Origin of the sequence: Rubrivirga sp. S365, assembly GCF_032248475.1 — a bacterium.
GTDB classification, from domain to species: Bacteria; Bacteroidota; Rhodothermia; order Rhodothermales; family Rubricoccaceae; genus Rubrivirga; species Rubrivirga litoralis.
In genome coordinates, this window is the sequence record NZ_JAVTTN010000001.1 from 2,368,607 (window position 1) to 2,393,471 (window position 24,865).

The window sequence follows — 24,865 nt, forward strand, 5'->3', positions numbered from 1 at the left end:
ACGTAGGGCCGCCCCGCCCTCAGAACGCCCCGCCCAGGTAGACCGCGTTGAGGAGGAGCCCGTCCGTGCCCCGCCAGAACGCGCGGAAGGCCGGATCGAAGTCCAGGAGCGCGACGCCGCCCCGCCCGACGCGCCGCGCCTTGAGGGCCGCCGCGCCCGGCAGGCGCTCCAGGTTGCGGCCAGAGATGTAGCCGCTCAGGACCGGCTCGTCCGTAAACACGCCGACGTCCACGCCCGCCCCGCCCTCGCCGGGCTCGAAGAGGGCCGCGTCGCCCTTGAAGACGGCCACGCGGTCGCCGTAGCCGTAGGCCAGCGGGTGCGTCGGGTCGAGGGCTACGTCGAAGATGGAGCCGCCGACGGCCTGCGCCCCGCGCGCCGCGTCGCGGTCGGCGTAGAGGTAGTCCGTCGAATCGGGCGGGGCGGGGCGGGGCTCGGCGCCCAGGAGCCCGGCGCGGGCCGCCCACCGCGCCCCGCCCTCGGTCGCGACGAGCGTGCCGCCGTCGCGGACCCACGCCTCCACGCGCGCCGTCGCCGCCGAGTCGATGGGGGCGTAGGAGCCGTCGGCCATCACGAGGACCGTGTAGCGGTCGAGGTCGGCGCGGCCGACGTCCTCGGGCTCCAGCAGCGACACGCGCTGCCCGAACCGCTCGCTCAAGAGGTGCCACGCCTCGCCGGCCCCGTACGGGCTCGCGCCCGGCCCGGCCAGGAGCGCCACGCGGGCGGGGCGGAGCACGGGCCACTCGCGGCTGCCCAGGTCGTTGCCCGTCGGCGTGTAGCCGCTCGCGAGCGCGAACGCCTCGACGTGGTCCTCGGCGACCGCCCGCCGCACGATGGCGTGGACCGAGTCGGCCGGCGCGCCGGCGTTCTGGACCGGGACCACGAGCGTGCCGGCCTCGAAGTCGCGCGCCACCCCGCCCGCGGCCGCCGAGAACGGGCTCGTCGCGAGGCGCACGCGGACGCCCGCGTCCTGGAGCCGGCGGAGCGTGCGCGGCGCGAAGTAGCGGTCCCACCGGACGAGGTACGCCGTGCGCGCCGCCCCGCCCACCAGGCGGCCGCCGTCGAAAGCAACCTCGACCGGCTCGCCCGCGAGGCCGCCGGCCCGGTCCACCTCGGCCACGTCGGCGCCGTAGGCGAGCGGGAAGGTCCACGTCGAGACGTCGTAGAACAGGCTGTCGCCGTACTCCAGCGTCCGCTCCATGGCCGCGCGCACGAGCCGGCCCTGCGGCTGGTCGAGCGGGACCACAAGCGCCTCGCCGGCCGGCACGCGCCGCCCCGCCACCTCGACCTCGCGGGCCGAGCGGTAGACGCGGACGCGGCTCCGCTGGAGCGCCTGCGCGAGCGCCTGCGCCCGCGTCCGGCGCCGGTCGAGCGCGATCACGTAGGCGCCGTCGTCCAGCCCGTCACGGTAGAAGTCGCGCGCGTTGCGGAGCAGCCGCTCGCGGAGGGCGACCGCCGCCCGGAGCGTCGAGACCGACGTGGCGAGCTGGTTGCGGACGCCGAAGGCGTAGGTCAAGAGCCCGTTCTGCTCCGTCTCCACTTCGAGCGCCCGGCTCGACGCCTGCTCGAACAGGATGCCCACGGCCCCGTTCACGTCGGGGTACGTCGAGCCCTTGCCGTAGTAGAAGTCGTCGAAGCTCTCGCGCGAGTAGTACAGCGACCCGATCCGGTCGAGCTCGGCCGCGTGGTAGTCGGCGATGTCGGCCGTGAGGTCGAGCGTGGTCTGGGGCGTGTTCGGGTTGTTGCGCGACGGGATGCCGGGCTGGAAAAAGAACGTGGCCTCCCCGCCCATCTCGTGGTGGTCGGTCGAGACCTGCGGGCGCCACGTGTGCCACCACGCCATGCGCCCGCGGCTCTCCGCGAGCTCCGTCGGGAGCCAGTCGCGGTTGAGGTCGAACAGGTAGTGGTTCGTCCGCCCGCGCGGCCACGGCTGGTTGTGCTCGCGGTCCTGGTCGTCGGCGACGGCGACGCCGCCCCGGTTCCCGTTCGCCCAGTCGACGAAGCGGTCGCGGCCGTCCGGGTTCAGCATCGGGTCGATGAGCACGACGGCGTCGTCCAGCAGCTCCGCCACCCCGCCCTGCCCGGCGGCGAGGTGGTAGAGGTAGACGAGCGCGGCCTCGGTGCCCGTCGCCTCGTCGCCGTGGACCGAGTAGCCCTGGTAGACGACGGCCGGCATCCGCGCGAGCTCGGCGTCGGAGACGGACCCGGGCGCCTCGCTCAGCCGGACGTTCTGGGCCTGGATCTCGCCGATCCGCGCCAGGTTCGCCGGCGACGACACGACGGCGTGGACCAGCCGCCGCCCCTCGTAGGTCTCGCCGTGGAACCCGACCTCGACGCGCGGCGACGCCGCCGCGACGGCCTCGACGTAGCGGACGACCTCCTCGGGCCGCGTGTGCCGCTCGCCGATCGTGAAGCCCAGCACCTCGCCGGGCGTCGGCACGGCCGGGTCGTACGAGGCCGTCCCCTCGACGGCGTAGTCGATGGCGAGCGGGACGGCCGGTTGCGCGGCGGCGACCTGCGGTTGCGCCGCGGCGACAGACAGGACGAGGACGGCGAGCAGGCTAGCGAGGCGCATGGGCGGGGCGGTTCAGAGGGCGGACGGAGCGGGTGGCGGGCGGGGCGGCCGTCGAACCTAACCCCAGCCCGGGACCGCCCCGCCCGCGCTGTCCCGCCCCGCCCGTGCTTCCCGCCGTTTCCCCGGCGCCCGCCCCGCCCCGCCCGCATCTTACCGTACCCCGTACCCCGTACCCCGTACCCCATGCTCCGCTACCTCACCGCCGGCGAGTCGCACGGCCCGTCGCTCGTCGGCATCGTCGAGGGGATGCCGGCCGGCGTCCCGCTCACGCCCGGCGACATCGACGAGCACCTCGCGCGGCGGTGGCTCGGGTTCGGGCGGGGTGGGCGCGCGAAGGTCGAGCAGGACCAGGTCCAGGTCCTCGGCGGCGTCCGCTTTTCGCACACGATGGGGAGCCCGGTCGCGCTCCTGCTCCCGAACGCGGCCTACGAGAAGGACCGGGCGGGGTGGCCCGAGACGATGGCCGTCGGGGGCACGGGCGAGGGCGTCGAGCCGGTCACGCTGCCGCGCCCCGGCCACGCTGACCTCGCGGGCGCCCAGAAGTACGGGTTCGACCGGCCGCCGCGCGGGCCGGACGTCCGCCCCGTCATCGATCGGTCGTCGGCGCGCGAGACGGCTATGCGCGTCGCGTGCTGCTCCGTCGCGCGGCAGATGCTCCGCGCGCTCGGCGTCGAGGTCGGCAGCCACGTCGTCCGCCTGGGCGGGGTGGGGTCGGACGACCCGGAGGCGTGGGCCGAGCGCCGCGATGCGCTCCTCGCCGACGGCGGCGCCCGCGCGCTCTACGCCGAGGCCGACACGTCGCCCGTGCGGATGCTCGACGCCGACCTCTCCGACGCCGCCGTCGAGCACGTCAAGGCGACCAAGAAGGCCGGCGACACGCTGGGTGGCGTCTACGAGGTCGTCGCCACCGGCGTCCCGGTCGGGCTGGGGAGCTACGCCCAGGGCGACCGCCGGCTGGGCGGCCGGCTCGCCGGGGCCGTCCTCTCCATCCAGGCCCAAAAGGCCGTCGAGGTCGGCGACGGGTGGCGGGCGGGGCGGCGCCCCGGCTCCGAGGTCCACGACCCGATCACGCGCGACGGCGACCGCTGGTCGCGCGAGACGAACCACGCGGGCGGGGTGGAGGGCGGCGTCTCGAACGGGATGCCCATCGTCGTGCGCGGGACCATGAAGCCGATCCCGACGCTCATCAAGCCGCTCGGGACCGCCGACCTGGAGACGGGCGAGGCCCAGCCGACGCGGTACGAGCGGAGCGACGTGACGAGCGTGCCGGCCGCGAGCACGGTCGCCGAGGCCGTCGTCGCGTGGGAGATCGCCGTCGCCCTCGTCGAGCGCTACGGCGGCGACACGTTCGAGGCGCTGCGCGAGCGCGTCGAGGCCGACCGCGCGCGCGGCCTGTGACGGGCGCGCGCAGGCCGCCCCGCCCGACCGGGTTTGCGTAGGGGCTCGCCGTGTCCGGGACGGATGGCGGCCCGTCCCCATGCGGACACCACGCGTGGTGTCCCTACCAGCCCGCCCCGCCCAATCCGCCCCGCCCGATCCGACCGCCGTGGGCGGCCCGACCCTGCCCGCGCTGTGCCACCCCGCCCACGCGCGGCGCCTCGCCCTGCCCTGCCCTCTGCGTCACGCCGTCCGGGGCGGGGCGGTCTCCACCCCGCCCGGTCCGCCCGTCGTGGGCGGGGCGGTCTCCACCCCGCCCACACGCGGCGCCACCCCGCCCCGGGCCGTACCCGGTACCCCGTACCTACCGCTCGTACCCCGGAGGGCGCTAGGCCACAGCCGGCGGCGTGTCGTCCGCCCCGCCCGCCCCGTCCGGGGCGGAGCGGTCGTCGTCCACGCCGTCGCCGCCGGCCGCCGCGATCGCCAGCCCGATGCGGGCCGGGTCCGGGGCCGAGCCGCCCTTCGGGGCGGGCCACCCCTCGCGCTGCCGCGTGCGGTCGCCGTCCGTCTCCTCGGTCTGGTCGTGGAACAGGATCTGCTGGGTCGGGAACGGGAGGTCGATGCCGGCCGCGAGCAGCGCCCGGCTCACCTGCACCAGCACCCGGTCGCGGATGACCACGACGCTGCTCCGCTTGGGCTGGCTCCACCACCGCACACGGAGGTTCACCGACGAGCCCGCGAGGTCCCACGTGAGCACGTCCGGGCCGGGGTCCGCGAGGACGCCCTCGACGCCCTGGACGGCCGCGAGCGCGATCCGCTTGGCTTCCTCGATGTCGTCGCCGTAGCCGATGCCGACGTCGTACTCGCTCCGCAGCATGTCGTAGGCCGTAATCACCTGGACGGGGTCGGAGTAGATCTGGGAGTTCGGGATGATCACGCGGCGTCCGTCGTACGTCGAGATGAACGTGGCCCGCGTCTCGATGGCCTCGACGACGCCGGTGTACTCGCCCGACGTGATCTCGTCGCCCTGGCGGAACGGCTCGCGGAGCAGGAGGAGGATGCCGGCCAGCAGGTTCTGGAAGATGTCCTGGAACGCGAACCCCAGCGCGACGCCGCCGATGCCGAGCGCGCCGATGAGGCTCCCGAACGTGAACGTGGGGAAGACGATGACGAGCCCGACGAGCACCCCGATCACGAGGAGCACGGCGTAGGCCAGCCGCCCGAGCACGATCCCGATGTTCGAGTTCCGCGGCCCCGGCGTCGCCCGGTGGATCAGCCGGCGGACGCCGCTGGCGAGCAGCCAGATCAGCGCGAACACGACGAGCGCGACGGCGACGCGGGGCAGCGCCTCGACGACCCCGTTGATCATCTCCTGGACCTGGCCTACGGCCTCGCCCGTGGCGTCGGCCGCCGTCACCGCAGCCGTGTCCGTCGGCGCGAGGTCGGCCGCGGTGATGACGGAGTCGACGGCGACGGCCCCCTCGAAGAGGGTGTCGGCGGCGGCCAGCGTGTCGGGGACTTGCAGCGGGGACATGCGGGCGGGGCGGGGTGGGGGCGGCGGAGACTACGCAAGCTCCGGCGCTCCGCCCCGCCCGGCGGGCCTACCGGCCCCGGCGCTCGACGAGGCGGACGTACAGGACGCCGTCCACCTCCTCGATCCCCTCGTAGTCGTCGGAAAACTTGGAGACGTCCACCTCCTCCCGGTCGATCTGGCCGACCAGCGTGGCGCCCCCGTTCTGCCCTGTGAGCTCGATCGACCGCGGGAGGAGGAGGCCGTCGAGCACCTTGCGGGCGTCGCGGTCGAACCGCAAGCGGACGCGGTCGCCTTTGAGCGAGTAGGTGCCCCCGATCCGGAGCCGGTCGTTCTCGCCCCGGAGCTCGTAGCGGAGCGAGACCTGCTCGTTGGCGAACAGCTCGAGGTCGGTCGCCGACGCGTCGACCCGCTCGAGCAGGTTGACCGCGTCCAGGGCCGAGCCGTAGGGCCGGAAGGAGAGGTCGGTGAGCGTGTACGTCCTCGACACGTCGTCGACGGTGAGCCTCTCCCCGAGCGAGAAGCACCCGGACAGGGCGGCGAGGAGGACGGCGAGGGCGGTAGCGGGGAGGCGGGGCATGGGGGGGCGTGTAGAGGGCCGGAGCGCTGGCGGCTCCGCCGGGCGGGGCGGGGTCCGCGCGGCGGCCGAAGGTATCCCACCCCGCGCCCGCTCCATCGGCTTTTCGAGGGCAAATGGACGGCCCCCGAGGTGGGGCGGGGCGGGCCGAGGCCAGCGCCACCCCGCCCCGCGCGTTCCTCCCCAAATCCCCACGGGCGGGGCGGCCGGCCGCGTAGGTTCGCCGCGCGTCACCCCGCCCCGCGCCCGCCATGCCCCGCACCTCCGCCGAGATCCGCCAGTCGTTCCTGGACTTTTTCGCCGCCCGCGGCCACGAGGTCGTGCCGTCCGCCCCGCTCGTGCCGCAGGACGACCCGACGCTCCTGTTCGTGAACGCCGGCATGAACCCGTTCAAGGACGTGTTCCTGGGCACGGGCTCCCGGCCCTACTCGCGCGCCGTCGACACGCAAAAGTGCCTCCGCGTGTCGGGCAAGCACAACGACCTCGACGAGGTGGGGCTGGACACGTACCACCACACGTTCTTCGAGATGCTCGGCAACTGGAGCTTCGGGGACTACTTCAAAAAAGAGGCGATCCGCTGGGCGTGGGAGCTCCTCGTCGACGAGTGGGGGCTCGACCCGGACCGGCTCTACGTGACCGTCCACGAGGGCGACGAGGCGCTGGGGCTGGCGCCGGACCAGGAGGCCGCCGACCTGTGGGCGTCCGAGACGTCGGTCCGCCCCGCCCACGTCCTGTTCCAGGGCTCGGCGGACAACTTCTGGATGATGGGCGAGACCGGCCCCTGCGGCCCGTGCTCCGAGATCCACGTCGACCTCCGCGACGACCACGAGCGGGCCGTCGTCCCGGGCCAGGACCTCGTCAACCAGGACGACCCGCGCGTGATGGAGATCTGGAACCTGGTCTTCATGGAGTACAACGCGGTCCACGCCAGCGACGGCACGCCCGCCCCGCCCGACGCCGACGCCGATCCCGCGGCCCAGGCCGCGACGCCGATCCGGCTCCAGCCGCTCGCGGCGAAGCACGTGGACACGGGCATGGGGTTCGAGAGGATCTGCGCCGTGCTCCAGGGGAAGCGCTCGAACTACGACACGGACCTGTTCGCCGGGCTCCTCGCCGCGCTCTCCGACCGGGCGGGGCTCCCGGCCTACGACCGGCTCGACGAGGCCGACGCCGACGAGCGGCGGCAGCGGATCGCCATGCGCGTGATCGTCGACCACGTCCGCACGCTGGCCTTTGCGGTCGCCGACGGGGCGCAGCCGAGCAACACGGGGCGGGGCTACGTCATCCGGCGCATCCTGCGGCGGGCCGTCCGCTACGGGTACCAGGGGCTCGGGCTCCGCGAGCCGTTTTTGGCGTCGCTCCTCCCCGCCCTCGCGGAGAGCATGGGCGGGGCGTTCCCAGAACTCGTGGAGCAGCAGGAGGCCATCGGGCGGATCGTGACGGCCGAGGAGGAAGCGTTCCTGCGGACGTTGGAGGGTGGGATTGAACTCATCGAGGGCGTGTTCGAGTTGGCGGGCCTAGAGGAGAGGGACGCCGTCCTCCGAAATGCAGCGTCTTCGGATCGTCGATCAGCTGGATTGATGTTTGTAAACACGCTCCTTAATTCGGTGGGGGCGGAGATGCTGCCGGACTACGGTCAGTCGATGGACTACTGGCCTGGAAAAACCGGACGGCTGGTAGCGATGGCGTACGGTGATTCTGAGCCTGCTGTGGCCTTCTCTGATTTTGTCGATAAGGTGCTCATTGATGAGGTAGTGCCCGGCGAGGTCGCGTTCCTCCTCCACGACACCTACGGCTTCCCGTCCGACCTCACCGCCGTCATGGCGCGCGAGCGCGGGCTGACCGTCGACGAGGCCCGCTTCGACGAGCTCATGGCCGAGCAGCGCGAGCGCGCCCGCGCCGCCGCCGGCTTCTCGACCAAGGACCAGGGCCAGATCGACACCTGGGACCCGACGGCCGACGCCCACACCCACGACGGGCGGCCCATCGCGTTCCTCGGCTACGACGCGCTCTCCGTCGACGGCGCCCGCATCCTCAAGACGCGGACCGTGGGCGGGGCGGAGGGCGACCGCCACGAGCTCGTCCTCGACCGGACGCCGTTCTACGCCGAGTCCGGCGGCCAGGTCGGCGACACCGGCACGCTCCGCGTGGGCGGGGAGGAGATCGCGGTCCTCGACACGGTCAAGGACGCCGAGGGCACCATCATCCACGTCGTCGACCGCCTCCCCGCCCAGCCCGACGCCGACGTGGGCGGGGCGGTCGACGCCGACCGCCGCCGCCGCATCACGCGCCACCACACGGCGACGCACCTCCTGCACGCCGCGCTCCGCGAGACGCTGGGCGACCACGTCCAGCAAAAGGGCTCGCTGGTCGCGCCCGACCGGCTCCGGTTCGACTTCTCGCACTTCGAGCGCCTGACCGACGACGAGCGCCGCCGCGTGACCGACCGCGTCAACGAGCTCGTCCTGCGGAACGTCCCCAAGGGCGAGGAGCGCGACGTGCCCATTGCCGAGGCCAAGGCGCGCGGCGCGACGGCTTTGTTCGGCGAGAAGTACGGCGAGCACGTCCGCGTGATCACGTTCGACCCCGACGTCTCGCTCGAGCTGTGCGGCGGGACGCACGTGGCGTCGACGGGCGAGGTGGGGCTGTTCCAGATCGTGAGCGAGGGGAGCGTGGCGTCGGGCGTGCGCCGCGTCGAGGCCGTCGCCGGCGAGGCCGCGCTCGCGTGGCTCCGTGGCGAGCTGGACGAATTGGACGACGCGCGCGCCCGGTTCAAGCAGATCCCCGACGGGCTGGGGCTCGCCGTCGAGGGGCTCCAGCACGACCTGAAGGCGCTCGAAGCCACGGTCGCCGGGCTCCGTCAGGAGCAGGCCGCCGCCGGGCTCGGCCAGTACCTCGCCGACGCCGCCGACGTCGACGGCGTCCGCGTGGCGACCGGCCGCGTCGACGGGGCCGACATGGACGCGCTGCGCGGGCTCGCCGAGACGGCCCGCGAGCGGCTGGGCTCGGGCGGGGTGGCCGTCTTCGGCTCGGCCGCGGACGGCAAGGCGGTGCTCGCAGCGTCGGTCACGGACGACCTCGTCCAGCGCGGCGTGCAGGCCGGGAAGCTGGTCGGCGCGCTCGCCAAGCGCGTCGGCGGCGGCGGCGGCGGGCGCCCGACGCTCGCGACGGCCGGCGGCAAAAACCCGGCGGGCCTCGACGACGCGCTCGGGGCGGCGGCCGAGGAGGTCCGCGCGCTGCTCGGCTAGCCGCCCCGCCCCCGCCAGCCGAGCGGGGTGGGGCGGGGTGGTGCCGGGGCGTGCCGCCCCGCCCGCGCTTGCCGAACGGGGTGGGGGCGGGGTGGCGGCCGTTCACCCGCCCCGCCCTTTGGGTCCGTCGCTTGGTCCGCCCGCGTTCCGGGAGTCTTCACCAGCAGGCGGGGCGGGGCGGTCCGTACTTTTGGCGCTGGAGGGGTGCCAGAGTGGTCGAATGGGACGGTCTCGAAAACCGTTGTAGGCTTACGTCTACCGTGGGTTCGAATCCCACCCCCTCCGCTGGCGGCCCCGGCTCACTGCGAGCCGGGGCCGCTTTTCGTTGGGCCGCCCCGCGCGTCGTCCGGGCGGGGCGGCGTATCGTAGGCAAGTGATCCGGCCACACGTCGTCCTCGACACGAACGTCCTCGTCTCGGGCCTCCGCTCTCGGCGTGGGGCTTCGTTCCGGCTCCTCGACCTCGTGGGGGACGGAGCGTTCGACCTCCACCTCTCGGTCCCTCTCGTCCTCGAGTACGAGGAGGTCCTGATGCGGGAGGTGGCGGGGCGGTTCGTCCCGGCCTCCGCGGTGGAAGCCATTCTCGACTTCCACTGTGCCGTAGCTCATCACCACCGGGTTTACTTCCTGTGGCGGCCCACGCTGCGCGACCCTAGCGATGATATGGTCTTGGAACTCGCGGTGACGGCGGGGGCCGATGTCGTGGTCACGCACAACCTTCGGGACTTCGCGGGCGTAGATCGGTTCGGGCTCCGAGCCGTTCCCCCTGGAGCCTTCCTCGCCGAAATCGGTGACTCACTATGAACGCAGTCCGCGTCGTCCTGCCCCGTTCGCTCCACGTCTACCTTGCCGACCTGGCGGAGCAGGAGGGCGTGACCGTGGAGCAGTTTGTAGCCTCGGCGGTCGCCGAGAAGGCGTCGGCGCTCATGGCCGAAGACTACCTCGCCGACCGCGCCCGCCAGGGCAGCCGGGAGCGGTATGACGCCGCGCTGCGGGCCGTCCCCGACGTGGCGCCCGACGAGCGGGACCGCCTCTAGACCGCCCCGCTCAGCGCCCGAGCCGGAGCACCCGCCGGAGCCACCCCGCCCGCTGAGGCCGCCCCGCCCCGCCCGCGTGGGCCAGCGGGGGCGGGGCGGACGCCTCGAACAGAGCCCGCTCCGCGGCGCGGCGGCGCACGAGCCCCCGCAGCCGCCGTCCGCCCGCGAAGGTCCAGCGGTCGAACTCCTCGGCCGCGTCCGCGTCGCCCGCGTTGATGCGGCGGAGGAGCGTCGAGCGCCGGAAGGCGCCCACGCCGAGGTTGTACGTGAAGCTCACGAGCGCGTCGAACTGGCCCTGCGTGAGCGGGACGGTCACGGCCGCGCGGACGGCGTCGGCGTAGACCTCGACCGTCTGGCGGAGGAGCGCCCGCGCCTCGTCGCGCGACAGGGGCGGGGAGAAGCCAGCCGGCAGCGGGCCGGTCCACCCATACCCGATCGTGGGCACGCCGACGGGGTCCGGCGCCCAGTCGGGGACGAAGCCCTCGAACTGCTCGATGAGCGCGAGGCCGGCGTCGGAAACGCAGGGCGGGGAGGTCGGCATGGGACACGGGCGGGGTGGCTGGCCCGTTAGGAGCGCGCCCGGGTCGAACCCCGCCCCGCCCCGGACGGTTCGACCCGCCCGCTCCACCGTCCCGCCCCGCCCGATGCGCCCGCTTGCGACCCTCGCCGCCCTTCTTTTTGCCTGGACCGTGGCCGCCCCGCCCGCGCCCGCGCAGGCCCCGACGTTCGACCCCGACACCGTCCGCGCGCAGCCGCTCGACGGCGGCAAGATGTGGCTCTTCGAGGACCCGCCGACCGAGTACCTCGCCGAGACCTACGGCTTCCGCCCCGACGAGGCGTGGTACCGCCGCGCGCGGCTCGCGTCGCTCCGCATGCCCGGGTGCTCGGCCTCGTTCGTGTCGCCGCACGGGCTCGTGCTCACGAACCACCACTGCGCCCAGTCGTCGGTCGTCGCCGTGGACGAGGGCGGGGAGGGGCTGCTCGACGCCGGCTTCGCCGCGACGGAGCTGGGGCAGGAGCGCCGCGTGCCCGACCTCTACATGGACCAGCTCGTCGCCATCGAGGACGTGACCGCCGAGATGTCGGCGCCCGTCGACGCGGCGCAGACCGACGCCGAGCGCGAGGCGGCGTTCGCCGAGGCTGAGGCCGCCGTGACGGCCCGGCTCCTGGCCGACTACGGCGTCACGGCGCCCGACGAGGACGCCGACGACTACGTGGTCCAGGTCGTCGCGCTCTACGACGGCGGCCGCTACTCGGCGTACACCTTCCGCCGCTACCGCGACGTGCGGCTGGTGATGGCGCCCGAGCAGGCGCTGGGCTTTTTCGGCGGCGACTACGACAACTTCACCTACCCGCGCTACGCGGCCGACTTCGCCTTTTTCCGCATCTACGGAGACGACGGGCAGCCGCTGGAGTCGCCCGAGTTTTTCCCGCTCTCGCAGGAGGGCGTCGAGGCCGGCTCGGTCGTGTTCGTGATCGGCAACCCCGGCTCGACCGCCCGCGGGCTGACCGTCGCCCAGCTCGAGTTCCTCCGCGACGTCCAGCTCGCGACCACGCTGGACTTTGTCGACAGCCGCGCCGCCGCGCTCCAGGCCTACCTCGACAGCGGCGAGGCGCCCGAGCCTGACCAGGTCCGCAGCCAGATCTTCGAGCTCTCCAACGCGCAGAAGGCGTTCGGCGGCCGGCTCCGCGGCCTGAGCGACCCGTACATCATCGCTCGCCGCGCCGCCGCCGAGCGCGACTTCCGCGAGGCCAGCCCCGAGGCCGCCGCGATCATCGACGAGCAGACGCGGCTCCAGGAGGAGAAGCGCGACCTCGCCGCCGCCTACCGCGCGTTCCCCTACCTCTACAGCCGGACCTACGGCTCGGCCCTGTTGCAGCGCGCCCAGGCCGCCGCCGAGGGGAACGCCGAGGCCGCCGCCGTCGAGGACCGCCCCGCCCGCCTCGAACGCGCCTACCTCGAAGCCGAGGTCGACGCCCTCCGCGGCTACTACCAAGCGCGCGGCGAGGCGCTCCCCACCCCGCTCCAGGGCGCGAGCGCCGAGGCCGTCGCTGACCGGCTCCTGAGCACGTCGGCCGCCGCCTCGGCCGCGGGCGGGGTGGCCGACGACGACCCTGCGGTCGTGCTCGTCCGCGCCGTGGCGCCCGACCTCGCCGCGTTCCGCTCGGCGTCGGCCGGCTTCTCGGCCCGCGAGGGCGACCTCGCGCGGCGCCTCGGCCGCGCGCGCTACGTGACGTACGGCGGGGCGGTCCCGCCCGACGCCACGTTCTCGCTCCGCTTTACCGACGGCGTCGTCACGGGCTACCCGTACAACGGAACGATTGCCCCGCCCCTGACCACGCTGTTCGGGATGTACGACCGCTACCACAGCTTCTGCACGAGCGGCCGCGACGTGGCGCGCTGCGACTGGGCGCTCCCCGAGAACTGGCTGGAGGCGCAGGGCAATTTGGACCTGTCCACGCCCGTCAACTTTACGTCCACGTCCGACACGATCGGCGGCAACTCGGGCTCGCCGACCGTCAACCGCGACGGCGAGCTCGTCGGGCTCAACTTCGACCGGACGATCGAGGGCCTGGTCCGCGACTACCTCTACGCCCCCGAGCGCGGCCGGAACGTGATGGTCGACACGCGGCTCGTGCAGGAGGCGCTGGCGAACGTCTACGACCTCGACGGCCTGCTCGCCGAGATCCGCAGCGGCACGCTCCGACAATGAGGGATAGAGGGAGGGGAGAGGCATAGAGGGATGAGCAGAGAGCGGGCCGCTCCGCCCGCTCCAGATCCGCCACCCCGCCCCGCCCTCGCATTCCCTCATCCCTCGATCCCGCATCCCTCCATCCCTCCCCCCACCATGTCCCGCTCGTTCCTGCGCCGCGCCTCCGAAGTCCGGGGCGGCCTCTACCTCACGACCGGCCTCGCGCTCACGACCGGCGCCGCCGCCCCGCTCGTCGGGTGCCAGCCGGCCGCCCCGCCCCCGCCGCCACCAGCCGAGCAGGCCGTCCCCATCACCGGCGTCGAGGTCGTGGTCCAGCAGCAGGAGGACGGCTCGTTCCTCATCGCCGACGAGAAGGTCGTTGAGGGCGCCGCGGGCGGGGCGACCGTCATCTACACCGACGGCCGCGTCGAGCGGATCGCGGACCCCGACGCGTTCGCGGCGAAGCTCCCCGCCGAGCCGCCGCCGCAGGAGCAGGTGCGGCCGCAGGGCGGCGGGTTCAGCCTGGGCAACGTGCTCATGTTCTCGCTGCTGATGAACGCGTGGTCGCCGGCGCGGTACGGCGGCGTCGCGTACAACCCGCCGCCGCGGGCCTACGCCAACCGGACCACGTTCGACCGCGTGAATCGGCAGGCCCGGCCCGCCGTGCAGTCGGCCCGGGCGCGGGGCACGCTCGCGACCCCGCAGCGGACGACGGCCTTCCGGCAGGCCCAGGCCGTCCGTCAGACGGCGCCGACGCGCTCGCGCTCGGGCGCCTTCGGCCGCTCGGGGCGGGGCGGTCGCGGGTTCGGCGGATGAGCACGACCGAGACGAACAGGGCCGCCCCGCCCGAGGCGCCCGCCCCGCCCATCCGCCTGCGGCGCGTGGGGACGCTGCCCGCCGAGGCCCTCGACGCGGCGGGGTGGTCGTGGCTCTACGACGAGGGCGCGGCCGACTACCTCACCGACGACGTGGTCGTCGTGACCGAGGCCGAGGCCGAGGCGCTCTACCTCGCCGGTGCCGAGCTCTACGACATGATCGTCCAGGCGGCCGACCACGTCGTCGAGGCCGACCGCCTGGGCGAGATGGGGCTCCCCGACGTCATGCACGACCTCGTCCGCCAGACGTGGGAGGACGAGCGGCAGTGGCACGTCTGGGGCCGGTTCGACCTCGCCGGCGGGGTGGGCGGCGTGCCCATCAAGCTCATCGAGTTCAACGCCGACACGGCCACGCTCCTCCCCGAGAGCTCGCTGCTCCAGTGGGCGCAGGTCTCGCGCGCCGACCCCGAGGCCGTCCAGTACAACGCGCTCTACGAGCACCTCGTCGAGCAGTTCGGCCGGCTCAAGGGGCGCAACCCGGACCTCGTCTACGACGGCCGCGCGTCGCTCCTGGCGACCGACGTGGACGGGCTCCGCGAGGACGCCGCGAACCTGGCCGTGCTCGCCGCCGCCGCCGAGGAGGCCGGGTTTTCGGTCACCGCCCGCCCGGTCCACGAGGTCCACTTCGCGCCGGGCGAGGGCGTGTTCACGTTCGAGGAGGGGGCGGGGTGGACGCGCCACGACTTCGTGGTCAAGCTGGTGCCCTGGGAGTCGTTCGTCGAGGACGAGCCCGAGATTTTCGAGACGCTGGCCGGGCTCATCCTGGACCGCCACGTGGTCGTCGCCAACCCGCCCTACGCGCTGCTCCTCCAGTCGAAGCGGCTCCTGAAGGTGCTGTGGGAGCGGTTCGAGGGGCACCCGCTGCTCCTCCCCGCTCACTACACGCCCATCGAGACGGGCCGCTTCGTGGAGAAGGTGGCGTTCGGTCGCGAGGGCGCCAACGTCACGCTCTACGACGCGCTGGGCAACGAGACGCTGCGCACGCCGGGCGACTACGACGTCTACCCGACCGTCTTCCAAGCCTGGGCCGACCTCCCGCACGACGCGAACGTCGACCTCTACCAGACAGGCCTCGTGTGGGCGTTCGAGCCGTGCGCCATCGGGTTCCGCAAGGGCGGGGAGGTCATCGGGAACGAGAGCCCGTTCGTGGGGCACGTGGTGGAGGAGTGAGCAGGTAGAGCAGGTAGAGCAGGTAGAGCAGGTAGAGCAGGTAGAGCAGGTAGAGCAGGTAGAGCAGGTAGAGCAGGTAGAGCAGGTAGAGCAGGTAGAGCAGGTAGAGCAGGTAGAGCAGGTAGAGCAGGTAGAGCAGGTAGAGCAGGTAGAGCAGGTAGAGCAGGTAGAGCAGGTAGAGCAGCGGGCGGGGCGGCGGCCGAAAAGTTCCGCGGCGATCCCGCCCCGCCCGGTGGCGTGAGCGGGGCGGGGTGGGCACCTTGCTCTCCCGCTCTCCCGCTCTCCCGCTCTCCCGCTCTCCCGCTCTCCCGCTCTCCCGCTCTCCCGCTCTCCCGCTCTCCCGCTCTCCCGCTCTCCCGCTCTCCCGCTCTACCTGCTCGCTCCCGCCCCCCGCACCGAGAGCGGGGCGAAGTCCTGCGACGGGTACAGGCCGCCCCGCCCGTCCGGCACGTCGACGCGGATGAGCGGGTAGCCCGAGCGGATGTGGCACGCGTTGCACCCGACGGCCACGCGCGCGAGGGCGGGGCGGACGTCGCCGCCCTGCTCGGCGACGCGGACGAGGTCGGCCGCGCGCGGGAGCGCTACCTCGGCGGCGATCGCGCTCACGTCCTGGCCGTCGATCACGAACCCGCTCTCGACCACGAGGTGCGCGTTCTCCTCGATCTTCTGCGCGTAGAACGCGGCGAGCTCCGGGTTGCCGGCGTCGGCGGCGAGCGCGGCCTTTTCGAGGTAGCGCTGAAACAGGATCATGTGGCGGAGGAGGTCGCCCTCCTCGAACGCCGTGTTCCGCACGTAGTCCTCGGCCCGCTGCGCCGGCGTCTGCGTGTTCGGGGCGAACACGGTGAACATCGCCGTGAACACGGCGAACACAGCGAGCAGCAGGGCGGCCGAGGCGAGGATCGTAGCGCGGGACACAGGCGGGGCGGTGGGGGAGCGGACAACGGCGGCCGGCGTGCGCTGGTCCGCCGAATTCCACACGAATGGCTCGGTCCCGAGGGGCGCCCCGCCCCGCCCCGCGGAACGGCGAGCGGGGCGGGGCAGGTTGGAGCCGCTCCCTGCTCCGCGCTCATGCCCGTCCGCCCCGCCGCCCTGCTCGTCCTGCTCCTCGCGCTCGCCGCGTGCCAGAGCGACCGCGCGCCGCGGGAGGCGGCCGACCGCCCCGCCCACCGGACAGCGCTGAGCGGGGCGGGGGCCGACGAGGCGGGCGCCGACGCGGGCGGGGCGGGGGGGCTCGACCTCGCCCTGCCCACGTCGAACCGGGCGCTCCTCGACGGCCGCCCCGAGGACTTCTACATGGGCGTGAGCGTGACGATCGACAGCCTGCGGCCGGCGAAGTGGGAGGGCGGCCAGTACGGGTTCGTCCGCGACCCCGTGCCCACCGTGTTCGGGTTCAAGACGTTTCGGCGCGTCCACGAGGGCCTCGATATCCGGCCGACAGGGCGCGACGCCGAGGGCAACGCCGTCGACACCGTGCGCGCGATCGACGCCGGGCGCGTGGTCCACGTCAACACGGCGGGGTCGAGCTACGGGAACTACGTGGTCGTCGAGCACACCTGGAGCGGGAGCCCGGTCTACAGCCTCTACGCCCACCTCGCCGAGCCCTACGTGGCCGTCGGCGACGCGGTCGGGCGGGGCGGGACGCTGGGGAAGATGGGGTTCACAGGGCGCGGGCTCGGGCGGAGCCGCTCGCACGTCCACCTCGAGATCGCGCTCCTGCTCAACCGCCACTTCGACCGCTGGTTCGACCAGTACATCGGGACCACCAACCTGCAGGGCCTCTTTTTCGGGACCAACCTGGCGGGCGTGCCGCCGGCCGAGCTGTACGAGGCGCTCGCGCGGGACCCCGACCTCACGTTCCCCGAGTACGTCCGCGGCTTGGAGGAGGGCTACGTCGTGGACCTCCCGGGTGGGGCGCCGCTCGACCTCCTGAGCCGCTACCCGTGGCTCGGCCCGGACGCCGCCGCCACCCCGCCCGACTCGGTCGCCGCGTGGCGCGTCGCGTTCACGCAGGAGGGCGTCCCCATCCGCGTCGAGGTGGCCGACGAGTCAGTCCCGCGCCCGACGGTCGAGGGCGTGAGCCTGCGGATCTGGCTGGGCGACCGGAGCACGAACCGGATGCTCTACCGCCGCGGCGTGTCCTACGAGCCGGCTCGGCGCGGGTACAGCTACTTCGCGCTCCTGGCGACGACGGCCGAGGGGGCGCCGGCGTGGTGAGGGGTGGGAAAAGGGAAAAGGGAAAAGGGAAAAGGGAAAAGGGAAAAGGGAAAAGGGAAAAGGGAAAAGGGAAAAGGGAAAAGGGAAAAGGGAAAAGGGAAAAGGGAAAAGGGAAAAGGGAAAAGGGAAAAGGGAAAAGGGAGCGCGCCGGCCGGTGGTGCCCGTTTTGTTCCGCCCCGCCCCGTTCACACCTGGGCGGGGCGGTGACAAGCGAAGCCGCCGTCGACTGAAGGCGCCGGCAGTCCCCCTCCTGGCCAGGAGGGGCTAGGGGTGGTTGTGACGAGGACGGGGCGGTTCGGCCTGGCACCGCCCCGCCCGATGCCGCCCGACGCCGCCCCGCCCGGACGGGCGACCGCCGGTCGCCCCTACGGTGCCCGCCCCGCCCATGCGCGTTTCGGGCGGGGTGGCGCATCTGCTGCCTGCTGCCCCCGGCGAACCCTGGGCGTCGTTTCAGAACGCCGTGAAACTTCGCGGCCCGGCATCTTTGCCCGCCCCGCCCGGGTAGGGACCGCACGCCTCCTCTGTCTCCATGCCCGACACGACCGCCCCGCTCGACTCCTCGACCGACCGCGAGCCCCTCGCCGACCTCCCCGGCGGCGTCGCCCCGGTCCTCCCGTTCCTCTATGTCGCCTGGGCCGACGGGATGCTGACGCCGGCCGAGATCGGCGTCGTCCGCGACCGGATCGCCGCGATGGACTGGCTGAGCGAGCGCGACCGCGCCCAGATCGCGGCGTGGCTGGACCCGTCCGCCCCGCCCGACGCCTCGACCTACTTCGGGTGGGTCCGCACGATGCGGCAGGCGGCGCGCCGGCTGCCGAGCGCCGAGGGCGCCGACCTCGCCGGGTTGGGCGAGGCGCTGGCCGGGCTCGCCGGGCAGGGCGATGGCGCGGGCATCCCGGCCGAGGCGCGGCGCGCGCTCGAAGAGTTGGAGGCCGAGATCGGCGTCGTCGGCGAGGAGGTCGTGCGCGACCTGCTCGAAGCGCCCGCCCCGCCCGAGGAGGAGCGCCGCGCGGCGCGGCCGGCGTTCAGCGTGGGCGCGCTCCAGTCGCTCCTCGACGCGCCGCACGCCGAGACGCGCGACCGCATCCGCGACCTCCTCTCCGACCCGTTTTTCGCCTACCCCGAGCCGGGGATCTCGAACGACGCCTACCGTACGCTCATCCTCCAGTGGGTCCAGCGGCTGGGCGAGGAGGGCATCGGCTCCCTCGCCTACCCCGAGTGGGCCGGCGGCACGGGCGACATCAGCCGCTTTATCGCCGCCTTCGAGACGCTCGCCACCCACGACCTCAGCCTCGTCGTCAAGTTCGGCGTCCAGTTCGGGCTGTGGGGCGGGTCGGTCCAGCAGCTCGGGAACGAGGAGCAGCGGCGCGAGCTGCTCCCGGCGATCGGGCGGGGCGAGTTGCTCGGCGCGTTCGCCATGTCCGAGCGCGGCCACGGCTCGAACGTCCGCGACCTCCAGACGACGGCTACGTTCGACCGCGAGGCGGACGAGTGGGTCATCGACACACCGACCGACCACGACCACAAAGAGTGGATCGGGAACGCGGCCCGCGACGGCCGCATGGCGACCGTCTTCGCCCAACTCGTCATCGACGGCGAGGGCCACGGCGTCCACGGCTTCCTCGTCCCGCTCCGCGACGAGGGCGGGGCGGTCATGCCCGGCATCCGCATCGAGGACTCGGGCCACAAGATGGGGCTCAACGGCGTCGACAACGGCCGCGTGTGGTTCTCGGACGTCCGCGTGCCGCGGACGGCGCTCCTCGGGCGCTACGCGTCGGTCAGCCCGGAGGGCGTGTATTCGAGCCCGATCCCGAGCGCCGGCAAGCGGTTTTTCGTCATGCTGGGGACGCTCGTCGGCGGGCGCATCGCGGTCGGGGCGGCGGCCAACAGCGCGGCCAAGGCCGGGCTCACGGTCGCCGTCCGCTACGGGGCGCGGCGGCGCCAGTTCGGGCCGGCCGGCGGGCCGGAGGTCGTCGTGCTGGACTACCTCAGCCACCAGCGCCGCCTGCTCCCGCTCGTGGCCACGAGCTACGGGCTGAACTTCGCGCTCCACGCGCTCGCCGAGGACTTCGCGGCGCTCGACGCCGACGCCGACACGCGCGAGGTCGAGGGGCGGGCGGCGGCGCTCAAGTCGATGGCCTCGTGGCACGCCACGCGCGCGCTCCAGGAGGCCCGCGAGGCGTGCGGCGGCGAGGGCTTCCGGTGGTCGGCCCGGATCGCCCACCGCAAGGCGGACTCCGACATCTTCACCACGTTCGAGGGCGACAACACGGTCCTCCAGCTCCAGGTCGCCAAGGGGCTCCTCGGCGGGTACCGCCAGGAGTTCGAGGACCTCAACGCGTGGGGCATGCTCCGCTACCTCCGCGAGCAGGCCGACGTGCGGCTCGGCGAGGTCAACCCGCTCGCGCGCCGGAACACGGACGAGGCGCACCTCCTGGACCCGGCGTGGCACCGGACGCTCTTCGAGCGCCGCGAGCGGACGCTCTTGGTTCAGGTGGCGGCCCGCCTCAAGGGGCGGATCGACCGCGGCGACGACTCGTTCGACGCCTTCGTCGAGGTCCAGGACCACCTGCTCACGCTGGCCCGCGCGAACGCCGAGCGCCTGGTCCTGGAGGCGTTCCAGGACGCCGTCGAGCGCGTGGAGGACGCGCAGCTCCAGAACACGCTCCGCCTCACGTGCGCGCTCTACGCGCTCGAACACGTCGAGCGCGACCGGGGCTGGTTCCTCGAGCAGAACCTGTTCGACGGGCCGGTCTCGAAGGCCATCCGCACCCAGGTCAACGCGCTGCTCGGCCGGCTCCGCCCCGTCGCCGTCGAGCTCGTCGACGCCTTCGGCATCCCGGACGAGCTCCTGGGCTCGGAGATCGGGGCGGGGCGGATGCCGCTCGACCCGTAGCCGCCCCCCCCTCGCCACGGGCGGACCCGGAAGGCGAAGCCCGAGCGCGGACCCAACGGACGGACCCAAAGGGCGGGGTGGTCCGCCACCCCGCCCACGTTTTCCGCCCCGCCCCCGGGGCCTGCTCATGCGCATCACTGACCTGGAATCCGGGACCGTCTACGCCGTCCGCACCCCGTTCCGCGACGACCGCGGGACGCTGGTCCTGGAAGGCGACCGGATGACGTACGAGCGCCACCGGGCGGTCCCGTTCGAGGGCGCCTTTGAGGTCGCGTTCCGCGAGGAGACGCTCGTGCTCCACGAGGACCGGCAAAAAGACGTGGTCGAGCACGCCGAGCGGTTTCTGCGGGAGGTGTAGGTGCCCGGGCGGGGCGGCGGTGCCCCGGCCATCTTCTTCTGACCGATGCGCCTGCCGCTCTGTCTCCTCATGCTCGCCGCCGGCTGCGCGCCGTCCGACGCCCCCGGTCCCGCCCCGCCCGGTCCGACCACGGCGGGCGGGGTGGAGGAGGCGCCGGCGGAGCCGAACCTGAACGCCGCGCTGAGGGAGGCACTGCTCGGGATCTACGGACCCGACAGCGGCGAGGTCCGCTACTTCTGGGGCGAGGTCGACCTCGACGGCGACGGCCAGCCCGAGGCCGTCGCGCACGTCGTCGGCCCCCTCGTCTGCGGGTCGGGCGGCTGCAACACGCTCGTGTTCACGCCGGGCGGCGGCGGCCTCTGGCGCGTCGCGGGCGTCTCCGTCAGCCGCCCGCCCGTGATCGCGGCGCAGACGGAGACGAACGGGTGGCGCGACCTCGCCGTCGGCGGGGGCGGGGCGGAGGGCGGCCGCGCGCTCCTGCCGTTCGACGGCGCGTCGTACCCCAGCAACCCGACCGTCGAGCCGGCCCAGCCCGCGGACGGGGCGGTCGACGGCACCGTCGTCATCGAGCCGTTCGACTCGTTCGCGGACGGCGAGCTTCTGCGGGAGGGAGGCTGAGGGGCGCCGACCGTGGTCGAGGTGGAGGCGTCTTGGGATCCCCGGTCGGCCGCCCCGCCCCGCCACCGGGCGGGGCGGTTACTGATCGAGCGGCCACGCGGCCCCCTCGGTCCGCCCGTGGTCGGTCTCCCGGTCGTAGCGCTCCTGCTCGGCGGCCGTCCGGTCGTAGGCCTCGCGGACGCGGCGTCGGCCCTCAGCGTCGGCCTCGGGGCACGTCGGGGCGTGGACGCTGGCGAACGCGTCGGCGAGCGCCTCGGCGCCGGCGACGGCCCGGTCGCGGTGGCCGTCCTCGTGGCGCCGCAGCGCGGCTGTGAACCGCGCCCAGTCGCGGCGGAGCGCGTAGTCGACGGGGCCGCCGGGGTCCCAGTCGGGGAGCGTCATCGTGAGGTCGAGGTCGACCTCGACGGCCTCCAGGCGGCACCCCGCCCCGCCCGCGACGGCCCGGAAGCGGACGACGACGTCGGACGCCGTCATCCCGAAGTAGGTCGTGCCGTGGTCGGTCGGCCCGCCGGCCCGCATCGAGCGGTGGACCTCGGCGACGGACCGCCCGCGGACGGCGTAGGGGCGGACGTCCAGGCGGGTCCGCAGCGTGGGCGGCGCCGGGGGCTCGCGCGGCGTCTCCGCCCCGCCCGACCCCGCAGCGGGCGGGGCGGGGCGGCCCGCGTAGGCGACGAGGGCGAGGGCGGCGACGAGGGCGAGCGGGCGCAGGGGCGGGGCGGCGCGTTCGCGGAGGTATCGGCCGCTCGCCCCGCGCCTCGTGCTCCGCGCCGGAGCGGAACGCCCCGGTTCCCACCCCGCCCGCTGTCGGCGGACCGGGCGGGGCGGCCCCGGGCGGTGGCGTCCAGAACCACCCCGCCCTCGGGGTCCGCCCGCCCTAGACACGACGAGTCGTGTCTCTACGAGTGCCGTTCATTGGCGGGGTGGCAGAGGGCGGGGCGGCCCGGTTGGGGCGGGGCGGCAGGGCACAGCGCTCCGCCTCCACCCCCGCTCTGCCCATTCCTAGTTCCCCTTTCCTATTTCCTGACGGCCCCGCCCCGCCCGCGGCGCTACTCCTGGCGGAGCGCCTCGATGGGGTGCAGCCGGGCCGCCTTGGTCGCCGGGTAGACGCCGAAGGCGAGGGCCACGGCCGTGACGCCGGCGAGCGCGCCGAGCGCCCACGCCCACGGGAACGCCGGCGACGAGTCCAGGACGGCCGCCGCCACGTTCCCGCCGAGCACGCCCAGCGCCACGCCGGTCAGCCCGCCGATCTGGCACAGGACGACGGCCTCGACCAGGAACTGCCGGCCGATGTCGCGGCGCGTAGCGCCGAGCGACTTCCGCACGCCGATCTCGCGCGTCCGCTCCGTCACGCTGACGAGCATGATGTTCATCACGCCCACGCCGGCGGCCAGGAGCGCGATAAGCCCGATGCCTACGCCGCCCGCGGTCAGCGCCGAGGCGAACCCGTCGAAGGTCTCGGCGGTCGCCTCGTTCGACGTCACCTCAAAGTCGTTCTCGGCCTCGGGCGGGAGCCGGCGGATGGCCCGCATCTGCCCAATCGTCTCGGCCCGGAGCCCGGGGACCGCCTCGGCGCTCCGCGCGCGGACGTCGATGTCGACGTCGGCCTCGTCGAGCCCGTAGGCCGCGATCAACCGCGTGATCGGGACGTAGACCCGGTTGTTCGCGCTGCCGCCGCCGAGCCCCTCGGCCTCCTCGCCCGCCACGCCGACGACCGTGTACCGCCGGCCGTCGATGCGGACCTCCTTGCCCACGGCCTCGACGCCCTCGAACAGGGTCCCGACGAGCGTCGCGCCCAAGACGGCCACCGATCGGGCCGAGCGGACGTCGTCGTCGGTGAGGAAGCGGCCCCGGGCCAGCGACTTCCCGTTGTTCTCGAGGTAGTCTCCGGTCGTCCCCATGAGGCCCACGCTGGGCTCCGTCGACTCGCCGCCGGCGCGGACCGTCGCCCCGCCCTGCCACAGCTTCGGGCTGACCGACGCCGCGAGCGTGAGGAGGTCGTCCAGGCGCTCGGCCTGCGCGTACGGGAGCGGCTGACCTTTCATCTGGCCCGTCATCGGGTCCCACTCCCGCTCGACGGTGATCGTGTTGGTGCCCAGCCCGACGAGGTTGTCCTTGAACGTGCCGTCCAAGACGCCGACGGCCGTGACCGACGCGATCACCGAGAACACGCCGATGGCCATGCCGACGAGCGTGAGCGCGCTCCGCAGCTTGTTCGCGCGGAGGGCCTGGAGGGCGAGGCGGAGGGTCTCGGCGAACGACACGGGCGGGGCGGGGTGGGTGACGAGTTACGGGTAAAGGGTGACGAGCCAATGCGGATGCGGGCGAGGCGGGAAGCTCTTGCTCGCCGCCCGCGACGGGGGGGGCGCTGGGGAGGCCACTCGCCCGTCACTCATAACTCGTCACCCATCACTCGTAGCGGAGGGCCTCGATGGGGCGGGACCGCGCGGCCTGCCACGCCGGGACGACGCCGGCCACGAGCCCGACGACGACGCAGAGCCCGAACGCGAGCGCGACCGTGCCGGCCGAGAGCTGGGCCGTAAACACCTGGTTGATCCCGAACGCCACGAGCGCCGCGATCGCGACGCCAATCACCCCGCCCACGAGGCACACGAGGACGGCCTCGACGAGGAACTGGATGAGGACCGACCGCCGCGTGGCCCCGAGCGCCTTGCGCACGCCGATCTCGCGCGTCCGCTCCTTGACGCTCACGAACATGATGTTGGTCACGCCGATCATGCCGACGAGCAGCGAGAGCGCCGTGAGGAAGATGCCGACGCCGTAGGTGGCGATTCGGATGGCCTGCACGAAGTCGCGGAGCACGTCCTGGCGGTTGATCGAGAAGTCGTCGTCTTCGAGCGCGTCGAGCCCGCGCGCCTGGCGCACGACGCCGACGAGCGCGTCCTGGACCTCGTCGACGCTCACGCCGTCGGCCGCGCGGACCTTGACCGAGAGGCCGGGGTTGCGGTCGAACACGCGGCGGTACGTGGGGAGCGGGAGGATGGCGTAGGAGTCCGTCGACTGACCGAAAAACGACGGCCGCGGCGCCAGCGTCCCGACGACCGTGAACGTGCGGCCCCCCATGCGGACCTCCTTCCCGATGGGGTCCTCGGACGGGAACAGGTCCTCGACCACGTCGGCGCCGAGCACGACGACGGCCCGCCCCGCCCGGCTCTCGGCGTCGGTGTAGAACCGGCCGGCCGCGAGGTCGACGCCGCCCGTGTCGGGGAACTCGGCCGTCGACGCCTCGAAGAACACCCCGTTAACGCGGTCCTGCCCGCGCTGGATGTCGGTGACCCCGCCCGCGACCGGGGCCACGGCCGCCACGCCCTCGGCGCGCGCGCGGATCACGTCGGCGACGTCCTCGTCGATGGGCGGCCGGTTCCGGTACTGCCACCAGTCGCCCTGGATGATCCACGGGGTCCGGTCGACGAAGAGGGCGTCGTCGCCGAAGAGCGAGAGGCTCCGGTTGAACGCGCCCTCGACCCCGTTGATGACCGTGAACATGGACGTCACGGACACGATGCCGATGACGATCCCGAGCGTGGTCAGGAGCGCCCGCGTCTTCCGCTCCCAGAGCGCCGAGGCGGCGATGCGGACGCCCTCGGCGACCTCGGTGGGGAGTGCGGGCACAGCGGGCGGGGCGGGGTGGGAGCGGCCGGTCGGGGCGACCTACGGGCGGGGCGGGGCGGGGTTGCGGGTGG

Annotated in this window: 19 protein-coding genes, 1 tRNA gene and 1 pseudogene; 12 read left to right on the forward strand and 9 right to left on the reverse strand. The window is 73.9% G+C overall.

The features are described 5' to 3' along the window. Positions 1 to 19: 19 nt before the first annotated feature. Positions 20 to 2,572 carry a M14 family metallopeptidase gene (locus tag RQM47_RS10250; RefSeq protein WP_314008836.1) on the reverse strand — a complete coding sequence of 851 codons (2,553 nt, stop codon included), beginning with the start codon at positions 2,570 to 2,572 and terminating at the stop codon, positions 20 to 22. 183 nt (positions 2,573 to 2,755) lie between these two features. Here RQM47_RS10250 and aroC point away from each other — a divergent pair, with 183 nt between their 5' ends. Continuing rightward, the gene (aroC, locus tag RQM47_RS10255; protein WP_314008838.1) at positions 2,756 to 3,970 is read left to right on the forward strand and encodes a chorismate synthase; all 1,215 of its coding nucleotides are present in this window, start codon (positions 2,756 to 2,758) and stop codon (positions 3,968 to 3,970) included. Positions 3,971 to 4,337: 367 nt separating this feature from the next. On the opposite strand, the gene RQM47_RS10260 is transcribed toward aroC, so the two are convergent. Both RQM47_RS10260 and RQM47_RS10265 read right to left on the reverse strand, forming a co-directional pair. Then, positions 4,338 to 5,483, reverse strand: coding sequence for a mechanosensitive ion channel family protein (locus RQM47_RS10260; protein ID WP_314008840.1), 1,146 nt, complete (start codon positions 5,481 to 5,483; stop codon positions 4,338 to 4,340). 67 nt (positions 5,484 to 5,550) lie between these two features. Then, the gene (locus RQM47_RS10265; protein WP_314008842.1) at positions 5,551 to 6,060 is read right to left on the reverse strand and encodes a hypothetical protein; all 510 of its coding nucleotides are present in this window, start codon (positions 6,058 to 6,060) and stop codon (positions 5,551 to 5,553) included. A gap of 248 nt (positions 6,061 to 6,308) precedes the next feature. Between RQM47_RS10265 and alaS the strand changes: the two genes are divergently transcribed. The 4 genes from alaS to RQM47_RS10285 all read left to right on the forward strand — a co-directional run bounded on the left by alaS (position 6,309) and on the right by RQM47_RS10285 (position 10,340). After that, positions 6,309 to 9,305, forward strand: a complete 2,997-nt coding sequence (gene alaS, locus RQM47_RS10270; RefSeq protein WP_314008844.1) for an alanine--tRNA ligase — start codon at positions 6,309 to 6,311, stop codon at positions 9,303 to 9,305. 198 nt (positions 9,306 to 9,503) lie between these two features. Further along, positions 9,504 to 9,590 (forward strand) — tRNA-Ser (locus RQM47_RS10275). Between the two features lie 88 nt (positions 9,591 to 9,678). Further along, the gene (locus tag RQM47_RS10280) at positions 9,679 to 10,107 is read left to right on the forward strand and encodes a putative toxin-antitoxin system toxin component, PIN family (protein WP_314008846.1); all 429 of its coding nucleotides are present in this window, start codon (positions 9,679 to 9,681) and stop codon (positions 10,105 to 10,107) included. After that, on the forward strand, positions 10,104 to 10,340 hold the full coding sequence (locus RQM47_RS10285; protein ID WP_311663772.1) for a toxin-antitoxin system HicB family antitoxin: 237 nt from the start codon (positions 10,104 to 10,106) through the stop codon (positions 10,338 to 10,340). The genes RQM47_RS10280 and RQM47_RS10285 overlap by 4 nt, the downstream gene beginning before the upstream one ends. A gap of 106 nt (positions 10,341 to 10,446) precedes the next feature. On the opposite strand, the pseudogene RQM47_RS10290 reads toward RQM47_RS10285, so the two are convergent. Continuing rightward, a pseudogene (locus tag RQM47_RS10290) lies at positions 10,447 to 10,881 on the reverse strand (lysozyme); the annotation flags it as partial. 103 nt (positions 10,882 to 10,984) lie between these two features. Between RQM47_RS10290 and RQM47_RS10295 the strand changes: the two are divergent. The 3 genes from RQM47_RS10295 (at position 10,985) to RQM47_RS10305 (ending at position 15,078) form a co-directional block, all read left to right on the forward strand. Continuing rightward, positions 10,985 to 13,054, forward strand: coding sequence for a S46 family peptidase (locus RQM47_RS10295; protein ID WP_311663774.1), 2,070 nt, complete (start codon positions 10,985 to 10,987; stop codon positions 13,052 to 13,054). A gap of 135 nt (positions 13,055 to 13,189) precedes the next feature. Further along, entirely contained in the window at positions 13,190 to 13,849 is a 660-nt protein-coding gene (locus tag RQM47_RS10300; RefSeq protein WP_311663776.1) for a hypothetical protein, read from the forward strand. Then, a complete protein-coding gene (locus RQM47_RS10305; protein WP_311663777.1) occupies positions 13,846 to 15,078 on the forward strand; it encodes a glutathionylspermidine synthase family protein in 1,233 nt (410 codons plus the stop codon). Before RQM47_RS10300 ends, RQM47_RS10305 begins: the two co-directional genes overlap by 4 nt. On the opposite strand, the gene RQM47_RS10310 is transcribed toward RQM47_RS10305, so the two are convergent. Beyond that, entirely contained in the window at positions 15,032 to 15,337 is a 306-nt protein-coding gene (locus tag RQM47_RS10310; RefSeq protein WP_314008848.1) for a hypothetical protein, read from the reverse strand. The two genes, RQM47_RS10305 and RQM47_RS10310, sit on opposite strands and share 47 nt — an antisense overlap. 110 nt (positions 15,338 to 15,447) lie before the next feature. Then, on the reverse strand, positions 15,448 to 15,993 hold the full coding sequence (locus tag RQM47_RS10315) for a hypothetical protein (RefSeq protein WP_311663778.1): 546 nt from the start codon (positions 15,991 to 15,993) through the stop codon (positions 15,448 to 15,450). Between the two features lie 153 nt (positions 15,994 to 16,146). Here RQM47_RS10315 and RQM47_RS10320 point away from each other — a divergent pair, with 153 nt between their 5' ends. The 4 genes from RQM47_RS10320 (at position 16,147) to RQM47_RS10335 (ending at position 21,164) form a co-directional block, all read left to right on the forward strand. Next, positions 16,147 to 17,292, forward strand: coding sequence for a M23 family metallopeptidase (locus tag RQM47_RS10320; protein WP_311663779.1), 1,146 nt, complete (start codon positions 16,147 to 16,149; stop codon positions 17,290 to 17,292). Positions 17,293 to 17,821: 529 nt separating this feature from the next. Next, positions 17,822 to 20,188: an acyl-CoA dehydrogenase gene (locus RQM47_RS10325; RefSeq protein ID WP_311663781.1), complete on the forward strand. Its 2,367-nt coding sequence runs from the start codon at positions 17,822 to 17,824 to the stop codon at positions 20,186 to 20,188. A 127-nt stretch (positions 20,189 to 20,315) separates the two neighbouring features. Beyond that, on the forward strand, positions 20,316 to 20,546 hold the full coding sequence (locus tag RQM47_RS10330; protein ID WP_311663782.1) for a hypothetical protein: 231 nt from the start codon (positions 20,316 to 20,318) through the stop codon (positions 20,544 to 20,546). Between the two features lie 45 nt (positions 20,547 to 20,591). Beyond that, the gene (locus RQM47_RS10335; RefSeq protein WP_311663783.1) at positions 20,592 to 21,164 is read left to right on the forward strand and encodes a hypothetical protein; all 573 of its coding nucleotides are present in this window, start codon (positions 20,592 to 20,594) and stop codon (positions 21,162 to 21,164) included. 78 nt (positions 21,165 to 21,242) lie between these two features. Here RQM47_RS10335 and RQM47_RS10340 read toward each other — a convergent pair whose 3' ends face one another. The 3 genes from RQM47_RS10340 to RQM47_RS10350 form a co-directional block, all read right to left on the reverse strand. Then, entirely contained in the window at positions 21,243 to 22,046 is an 804-nt protein-coding gene (locus RQM47_RS10340; RefSeq protein ID WP_311663784.1) for a DUF922 domain-containing protein, read from the reverse strand. A gap of 164 nt (positions 22,047 to 22,210) precedes the next feature. Then, the gene (locus tag RQM47_RS10345; protein WP_311663786.1) at positions 22,211 to 23,425 is read right to left on the reverse strand and encodes an ABC transporter permease; all 1,215 of its coding nucleotides are present in this window, start codon (positions 23,423 to 23,425) and stop codon (positions 22,211 to 22,213) included. A gap of 145 nt (positions 23,426 to 23,570) precedes the next feature. Next, on the reverse strand, positions 23,571 to 24,794 hold the full coding sequence (locus RQM47_RS10350) for an ABC transporter permease (protein ID WP_314008850.1): 1,224 nt from the start codon (positions 24,792 to 24,794) through the stop codon (positions 23,571 to 23,573). Positions 24,795 to 24,865: the final 71 nt, after the last annotated feature.